An 8235-nucleotide genomic window follows, 5' to 3' on the forward strand; every position below is an offset into this window, starting at 1 on the left:
AAACCATGATAACTTCAATATTCCAGAATAGGGGTGGATATTCCTCTTCATATTTATCCATGAATACCCAAGAATAGAGTCTATTAATTATTCTGGGGATCACGCTTTTCTACACAGGTTTCAGTAAGCAGCTATTCGATGAGACGCGTTATCAATATGAATCACCAGGTATCATTTTACCCGGTGAAGCAGATGACATTTACTCTTCATGGAGAAATATCATTAATACAGACACCAGTGAAGCTAGGACTGCAGTTGATGCAAAGAGAATAGAGATGGTTACAGATACTTGGGGTGCTACTACTCTGTTCAGGGATTATGGGCTTTGTTTTAGAAAAACGCTTTAATAAGGCGTAAGGTCAATTTTATAAAATTACTGTTTAGGCTGTAGATAGTTTTGTCCTCTACAGCCTTAATGCTTAACCTATGACGAGTGCATATAGTTCAAGGCAATGAGCTAAGGCTTAAAGACACCTATGATATCTCCGCTGGCCTTCTTTGCGACCTTCTCATCAGTTTGCTGCTCGCGATAATCACACTCAACACACTCAACAGTCTCCACGCCCTGCTCTTTGAATAGTACGATAGTATCTATAGCCTTGCATTTAGGGCACTTAGCACCGGCAACGAAACGTTTTTTTACTCTAACTTCAGCCACTTTTATCAACCTGCTATTGTCTAAATTACTAGGGGATTAGTTTCCAACTAAAGTCTATTTTGCCACAATCTCATTCAATTAACCCCATTGTCATCGAATTTGACTTTGCTTCTAGGCTGAAACTCACTTCTGAGATATCATCGGTGGCAATAAATCCCTGAACATCATCAGATCGTAATTAATGATATCCATCTCTCAAGCTCAACTGATCCGCGGCACTAAAACGCTTCTCGATGAAACCTCGCTGACAATATACCCAGGCCATAAGGTTGGCTTAGTGGGTGCCAATGGCACCGGTAAAACGTCACTGTTAGCACTCATTCTCGGTAAGATCAGCTTAGATAAAGGCGATATTTCTTTGCCTAGCGGCTGGCAGATAGCGACAGTAGCCCAGGAAACGCCGGCACTAGACGTTTCAGCTTTGGATTATGTTATCGATGGTGATTTCGAATATCGAGAACTCGAAGCCAAACTTGTTCAGGCTCAACATGATGATAATGGCAATGAGATAGCCCATCTTCATGGAAAGATTGATGCCATAGGTGGTTATACGATTCGCTCCCGAGCAGCCAGTCTATTAGCGGGCTTAGGCTTTAATGAGGCCGAGCAGAGCAATTTCGTAAAACAATTTTCGGGTGGCTGGCGAATGCGCCTTAACTTGGCCCAAGCGTTATTGTGTCGCTCAGATCTCTTATTACTCGATGAACCAACCAACCATTTAGATCTAGATACCATGTACTGGCTAGAGGGCTGGATAAATGCCTATCAAGGCACGCTCATTTTAATCAGCCATGACAGAGATTTCATTGACGCTATTGTGGATGAAATTATTCACGTCGAGCACCACAAGCTAAATTTCTATAAAGGCAACTATTCCGCCTTCGAACGTATACGTGCCGAACGCATGGCTCAGCAACAAGTCGCCTTCGAACGTCAACAAAAAGAACGCGCACATATGCAGTCCTTCGTTGATCGTTTTCGTTATAAGGCCAGTAAAGCCAAGCAGGCTCAGAGTCGATTAAAAGCGCTCGAACGTATGACCGAGTTACTACCTTCACAGGCTGACAGCCCGTTTCATATGTCATTTAGAGAACCTGAGGCTCTGCCTAATCCGTTAGTGACCATGGAGCACGTTTCTGTGGGCTATGGCGACAAAGAGATCCTCAAGAGCGTGCACCTGAACTTAGTACCGGGCGCTCGCATCGGCTTACTGGGACGAAACGGTGCGGGTAAATCGACCCTGATTAAACTGTTATCGGAAGAGCTTGCACCTATGAAGGGCAAGTATGAGACCAACCCAGGCTTGAATATCGGTTATTTCGCCCAGCATCAGCTGGAAAGCCTGCGTTTAGATGACTCCCCATTACAACACCTTAGCCGACTCGCTCCCACTCATAGAGAGCAAGAACTGAGAAACTTCCTCGGTGGCTATGGTTTCAATGGCGATATGGTGCTCTCTCCAGTGCGCCCCTTCTCCGGCGGTGAGAAAGCTCGTCTGGTATTAGCGCTACTAGTTTGGCAGCGACCTAACTTATTGCTTCTCGATGAGCCGACCAACCATCTGGATTTAGAGATGCGCCATGCTTTAACCATGGCACTGCAGACCTTCGAAGGCGCCATGATCATCGTCTCACACGATCGTCATCTATTAAGGCTAAGCTGCAGTGACTATTACCTGGTTGATCAGGGACAAGTCACTAGCTTCGACGGCGATCTTGATGATTATCATCAATGGTTACTCGATGCTGCTAAGGCCGCAAATAAAACAGCAGCTAGCACCGAAGCTAAGCCGGCTCAGGATAAAAAGCTACAGAAACGTTTGGAAGCAGAGTTAAGGCAAAAACTGTCTCCCATGCGTAAAGTTCAGCTAAAACTTGAGAAAGCACAACAGCAAGCCAACGAGCGTTTGAGCAAAATCGAAACTATGCTTGCAGATATGAGCCTGTACGATGCAGAAAACAAGGCTAAGTTGACCCAAGTACTTGCTGAGAGAACGACTCTGGCTCAATCACTGGAAGAAAGTGAGATGGAATGGCTAGACGTTCAAGAGGGCATCGAAGAGATTGAACTTCAGGTTCGTTCCCAGCTCTAAACAAGAATTCTAGATGTAAGCTCTGGGTAAAAACATGATTGATATAGCGATCCATTGATGTAGAGCTCAATGCTATACAAGGAAGCAACATGACATTTGTTAATCATTTTGATATTTCATTATGGAAAAGTTGTGATGGTTATTACCACCAGCACCAAGCACTCTGTCTAGAGTTACAAGATAATCACCAATTAAATGTTAACTTGGTTTTACTGTCATTATGGCTAGATAAACAAGACTACCTGCTGAGTACCCTAGACTGGTCGCAACTTCAAAGTGAAACCCATCAATGGGAAAAACGTGTATTACTCCCCTACCGCAAGTTGCGTAAGCTAAGTAAAAACAGTTTAGCAAGCGATGAATATCAACAGATGCTAGATGTAGAGCTGATGCTTGAGCGTAAATCTCAGCGATTAATACTGCATAAACTCAAGCAGCTTTCACCTAGCGGGGCATCATCAAACTTAGGCTCTTATCTGAGTTTATTTAACTTAAATAAAGCCGATTACCCATCGCTTACAGGGCAGGTCTAAAACGTATTTAATGCGGGTTTAAAGCTTTAAACCCTCTTTGCCCCACTCATTAAACTCTTATGCAGATGACTTTAATCTTTCGGCTAGCAGGGTCGCGTTTCTCGCCGTCATACCATAGATAGTCAGCTGGGGATTAGCGCCTAAACTGGTGGGAAATACAGATCCGTCCATCACAGATAGATTTTCATAGTAGTGAGAGTTTCCCAGACTATCGACCATAGACAGCTTAGTGTCTTCTCCCATGGGGCAGCCTCCCATGACATGCGCCGAAGCGACAACGGTCTTGAGTGGTCCAAGGTCCAAGGTTTCTATAGCAGATTTCGCTTCTTTCCAGCTATTGAGATAAGGCGCTCCTTCGGTGATCGGCAAAACTTGCTTAGCCCCGGCCGCAAACTGTAGTTCAGCCATACTGCCGAATGCTCTTCGAACCGCACGCCAAAAAGTCTCGTTTAGCGGATAATCTATGGCAAAGCCAGTATCTGTGAGCTGGACTTGGCCTCCTTGGCTTTGTTCGTGATAACCATCACGGATCAAGGCTATGGTGACCTGAAGCTGGTTGAATTGTTCCATCAGAGCCCCGTGAGTCTTACCGTAACCTATGGTTTTGGAGGCAATGAGAACGGGATGAACAGGAGGCACTTCGAGTTTATAACCTAGCTCGCCACTGGCTGCACCATGCTTCCATACAAATTCATCTGAATAGATGGACTGAGGAGCGCCACTGTGGGCATTGATAGGATCGCTAAAGATCCCGCCGCTTAATAGCGTCGGATGTAAGAAGGTACGTTTGCCTAATAGTCTATGGGGATCGGCTAAGTTGGATCTCAGCAAGATTGTCGGTGTATGGATTGCGCCGGCGGCAATGATGTAATGCTTAGCCTTAAATACCAGTTTAACCTCAGTCGGCTGCATCTGCTCACTCAAGGCTTGAGCCTTGATGGCCGTTATCTTGTCATTATGATGCTCTAGCTCGATGACCTTAGCCCTGCTGACTAAAGTTGCCCCTTTATCTAGTGCAGCCGGGATGGTAGTAACTAGCATGGATTGTTTGGCGTTGACCGGACACCCCATACCACAATAGCCAGTGTTCCAGCAGCCTTTCACGTTGCGCTTGATGACAGTGTAGTGCCAACCGAGCTTTTCACAGCCTAATTTCAATGCCTGATTATTTCTATTTGGCTCATACTGCCACTCGGAAATATTGAGTCGTTGCTCCATCTTGTCAAACCAAGGATCCAGCTGCTCTCTCGATAAACCTTGAACAGATTTATCTTTGGCCCAGAAGTCCAATGTAGGCCTGGGAGTCCTGATCGAAGTGGTCCAGTTTACCGTTGTCGACCCGCCTACGGCTCTTCCCTGAAAAATACCAATGGCCTTGTCTTTGGTTTTCATTGCCGCCGCTTGATGATACAAGTTTGGATAAGCTCGCCTCTCTTCCATATTGAAGCTTGCGGAAGATTTAAGCGGCCCCCCTTCGACGATGATCACGGTCAAACCCGCGTCAGTTAATATCTCCGCAGCGACGCCGCCGCCGGCACCACTGCCCACAATAACAACATCGGCCTCGAGCGTTTTATCTTGGCTCAACTGGCTAGCATCGATATGCTTCCAACCTGAAGCTAAGCCTTCGACTATAGGATCTGGTATCGCCATGTCACTACCTCCAAACATACAGTTATTCTTATTATTTTTTGACTAAATATCTAAGGCTGAGAATCAATTAAACACCATCCGCACTCTTCAGCCCCTATTCATCAAGGAATCTAGGTTTGGCATAATTCAAGCGGTTCCAGTGTTCAGGGCAGGAATAGTAACTCGCAAGCACAAGCTCTCGCAGCCCTTGATAGGCCGTCACCATCATGTCTAAGAAACTGTTACGCCAATACTCAAGCATGGCTATTAGCTGATGCGGATTACGCATCATCAAAGGCGTCATACTTCCGGTCAGGACGAGTAATCCGAGTCTATTTTCTAGCATATCGAGTAGTTGTTCTAATTCGGCTTGTCCATCTGCAGGTAACAATAAAATAGTCTGGCGAATGGCATCTAAGGTACGATTCTGAGCGGCTATACGCAGCTGCTCCATCTCAGGTAAGGCATCATCCAGAAACACAGGCAATAAAACGCTAAACAGCAATCTATGCTCACTGTCCAAGTCTCTGTTGACCTGAATATGCTCTGGAGCGTATAGGTTTACCCCTAACGCTAATGCGGCAGTACCCACGAATGCTGTTGTTAAAAAAGTGCGCCGTTCCATGTTATCCCTTCATATTATTGTTTATAGAGGATACAGACCCGCATTGACTCTACAGGTTATTGAATCGCAGCATCACAAGAAGCCAGATTGAGATAATTCATCATGATCTCAGATGTGCTAGAATGCCAAGATGAGTAACAATTAAACACACGTTTTAATTTTCAGCAATAGCCAATTTTTATGATGCGACATTTTTCTCCCCCCTGGTGGGCCAGAAATCCCCACGTTCAAACGATTTTACCTGTGCTAACTAAAGCGGGCAGACCAGACTTAACCCGTCAACGTCTCGAACTTAGTGATGGCGATTTTATCGATCTCGATTGGTTAGGCCAGCCTAAAGCACAGCAACCGATAGTGATCATCATTCATGGCTTAGAGGGAGGTTCAGAGTCCCACTATGTACGCCGATTACTCAATGACTGTGATCTAAACTCCATCTGCGCAGTGGTCCATCACCACAGGAGCTGTTCGGGGGAAACTAACCGCAGAGCGCGAAGTTATCACAGCGGTGACACCCAAGATTTGCAGGAGAATTTATCTCAATTAAGGCTCAAGTATCCAGACTCTCCTCTCCTTGCTGTAGGCTATAGCTTAGGTGGCAATGTACTCACCAAATACTTAGGCGAAAATGCCAACGCCAGTTTAATAACGCGGGCAGTCGTCGTCTCAGCCCCGCTGCAATTGTCCGCATGTGCTAAGCGTTTAGAGAGTGGGTTTTCTAAGGTATATCAAAGCTACTTGATTAAGCAGCTGCGACACAAGGCCGCTGAAAAAGTAAACAACCCTCAGCTGTCTCAGGATATGCCTGTTTCATTATCACAAATTTCTCAGCTGCACACCTTCTATGATTTTGATCATAGGGTGACAGCTCCCTTACATGGCTTCGATGGTGTCGATGATTATTATCGAAGCGCGAGTGGAATGGATTTTTTGCAATACATTCAGAAGCCAACTCTCGTCATTCATGCTGCGGATGACCCATTTATGACTGCCGATGTCATTCCATCGGCAGAGCAATGTGCTAACCAAGTAACTTATGAACTGCACTCTCAAGGAGGGCATGTTGGTTTTATCGATGGCGGTACCCCCTTCAAGCCAAGATACTATCTAGAGCAGCGGATCCTTCATTTTTTAATTTCCCAAGAGGCCTGAATATGCTTGTTCCCTATGACGCTCTACTGCAGCTGCCCAACGCAACCATGGATAACTTGATTAAGGAATATTTGTTAACCCAAGTCGAAGATGGCAGTTTTTCCGATACCGATGAACAGGTATATACTTCGGCGATTGAACGCTGCAAACAGCTGCTAAAGCAGGAAGTCTTAGTGGTGGAGTTCAGCGAAGATGATGAGTCCATTGCCATCAAGCACAAGGAACATCTGAGTTGGTAAATCTAGCGTGAATTCGTAACAATCTCGGGGTCAAATTTGACCTAAGCGCAATGATTACCGTATAACACTAGATGTTAGTAGAAATAACATCTCTCTTTTATCTTGATCTTGGCTCTCTTCACTGCCTTAAATTAGTCAATTAGACCCAATTCCATTTAGGATATTTAATGTCAGCAAAACATCCCATTATCGCAGTAACAGGTTCATCAGGAGCTGGTACCACGACAACAACAACGGCTTTTAAGCACATTTTCCGTCAACTCGGGATCAATGCTGCGAGCGTTGAAGGCGATAGTTTTCACCATTACACTCGACCTGAAATGGAACTCAAGATCCGTAAAGCTAAAACGGATAATAAAAATATTAGCTATTTTGGCCCCGAAGCAAACGATTTTGAACGCTTAGAGCAATGTTTCAGTGATTATAGTGCGACAGGTCAAGGCGAAACGCGGGCCTATCTACATACTTTCGATGAAGCCGTTCCCTTCAACCAAATGCCCGGGACATTTACTCAATGGCACCCCTTGCCAGAAAATACCGATATGCTCTATTACGAGGGCTTACATGGAGGGGTAAAAACAGACACATGTGATGTTGCCGAACATGTAGACCTACTTATTGGCATGGTGCCGATAGTCAACTTGGAGTGGATTCAAAAAATCATTCGAGATACGTCGGAAAGAGGCCATAGTAGGGAAAAAGTGATGGACTCTATCGTTCGCAGTATGGATGATTATATCAACCATATGACACCTCAGTTCTCACGAACTCATATCAATTTTCAACGAGTCCCAACTGTCGACACCTCAAATCCATTTAGCGCTAAGAATATCCCCAGCCTGGATGAGAGCTTTGTGGTGATACGTTTTCGTGGTATCAAGAACGTAGATTTCCCCTACTATTTGAAGATGATAGATGGCTCTTTCATGTCACGAATCAACACCCTAGTAGTGCCTGGCGGTAAGATGTCCCTAGCCATGGAGTTGATCCTGACACCGCTCATCCGAGACCTACTCGAGAAGCGCCAACAGCTACTCTCTTTAGATAGTGACTAATATAAACTTCAGTTTCATTTAAGTGTGTTCGAGTAAACTAGCTCATGTCGGGATTTCAGGCGAAAGACTGATGAGTTAGCATGCTCTTGGGAGTAAATTCCCCCATCTTGATCTGTTTGTTTCCTTGGGTGTGCTGGCTATTCCAATCTCCACTGTCAAAAGTAAATTCCACGTCTATGCTTGATCTGCTTGTTTCCTTGGGTGTGCTGGCTATTCCAATCTCCACTGTCAAAAGTAAATTCCACGTCC

At 45.1% G+C, this 8235-nt stretch carries 9 protein-coding genes; 5 read left to right on the forward strand and 4 right to left on the reverse strand.

The window, feature by feature from the left end; all coding sequences use genetic code 11:
* Positions 1–457: 457 nt before the first annotated feature.
* Positions 458–658, reverse strand: coding sequence for a YheV family putative zinc ribbon protein (locus HRU42_RS19565; protein ID WP_295033605.1), 201 nt, complete (start codon positions 656–658; stop codon positions 458–460).
* A 181-nt stretch (positions 659–839) separates the two neighbouring features.
* Here HRU42_RS19565 and HRU42_RS19570 point away from each other — a divergent pair, with 181 nt between their 5' ends.
* Entirely contained in the window at positions 840–2750 is a 1911-nt protein-coding gene (locus HRU42_RS19570; protein ID WP_295033607.1) for an ABC transporter ATP-binding protein, read from the forward strand.
* 89 nt (positions 2751–2839) lie between these two features.
* On the forward strand, positions 2840–3283 hold the full coding sequence (locus HRU42_RS19575) for a TIGR02444 family protein (RefSeq protein WP_295033609.1): 444 nt from the start codon (positions 2840–2842) through the stop codon (positions 3281–3283).
* Between the two features lie 57 nt (positions 3284–3340).
* Here HRU42_RS19575 and HRU42_RS19580 read toward each other — a convergent pair whose 3' ends face one another.
* Together HRU42_RS19580 and HRU42_RS19585 are read right to left on the reverse strand one after the other, a co-directional pair.
* Positions 3341–4936 (reverse strand): GMC family oxidoreductase, encoded by a 1596-nt coding sequence (locus HRU42_RS19580; protein WP_295033620.1) that lies wholly within the window; start codon positions 4934–4936, stop codon positions 3341–3343.
* A gap of 94 nt (positions 4937–5030) precedes the next feature.
* Positions 5031–5540 (reverse strand): TAT leader-containing periplasmic protein, encoded by a 510-nt coding sequence (locus HRU42_RS19585; RefSeq protein WP_295033611.1) that lies wholly within the window; start codon positions 5538–5540, stop codon positions 5031–5033.
* A gap of 180 nt (positions 5541–5720) precedes the next feature.
* On the opposite strand from HRU42_RS19585, the gene HRU42_RS19590 reads away from it, so the two are divergent.
* The 3 genes from HRU42_RS19590 to HRU42_RS19600 all read left to right on the forward strand — a co-directional run bounded on the left by HRU42_RS19590 (position 5721) and on the right by HRU42_RS19600 (position 7986).
* The gene (locus HRU42_RS19590) at positions 5721–6692 is read left to right on the forward strand and encodes a hydrolase (protein WP_295033613.1); all 972 of its coding nucleotides are present in this window, start codon (positions 5721–5723) and stop codon (positions 6690–6692) included.
* Positions 6693–6694: 2 nt separating this feature from the next.
* Complete coding sequence (locus tag HRU42_RS19595) at positions 6695–6931, forward strand: YheU family protein (protein ID WP_295033615.1); 237 nt, start codon at positions 6695–6697, stop codon at positions 6929–6931.
* Between the two features lie 167 nt (positions 6932–7098).
* A complete protein-coding gene (locus HRU42_RS19600; RefSeq protein ID WP_295033616.1) occupies positions 7099–7986 on the forward strand; it encodes a phosphoribulokinase in 888 nt (295 codons plus the stop codon).
* 55 nt (positions 7987–8041) lie between these two features.
* Here the strand turns inward: HRU42_RS19600 and HRU42_RS19605 are convergent.
* Positions 8042–8235, reverse strand: a 194-nt coding sequence (locus HRU42_RS19605) for a hypothetical protein (RefSeq protein ID WP_295033618.1), incomplete at its 5' end; no start/stop codon positions are given.

The organism is Shewanella sp., from assembly GCF_013214165.1.
Lineage (GTDB): Bacteria > Pseudomonadota > Gammaproteobacteria > Enterobacterales > Shewanellaceae > Shewanella.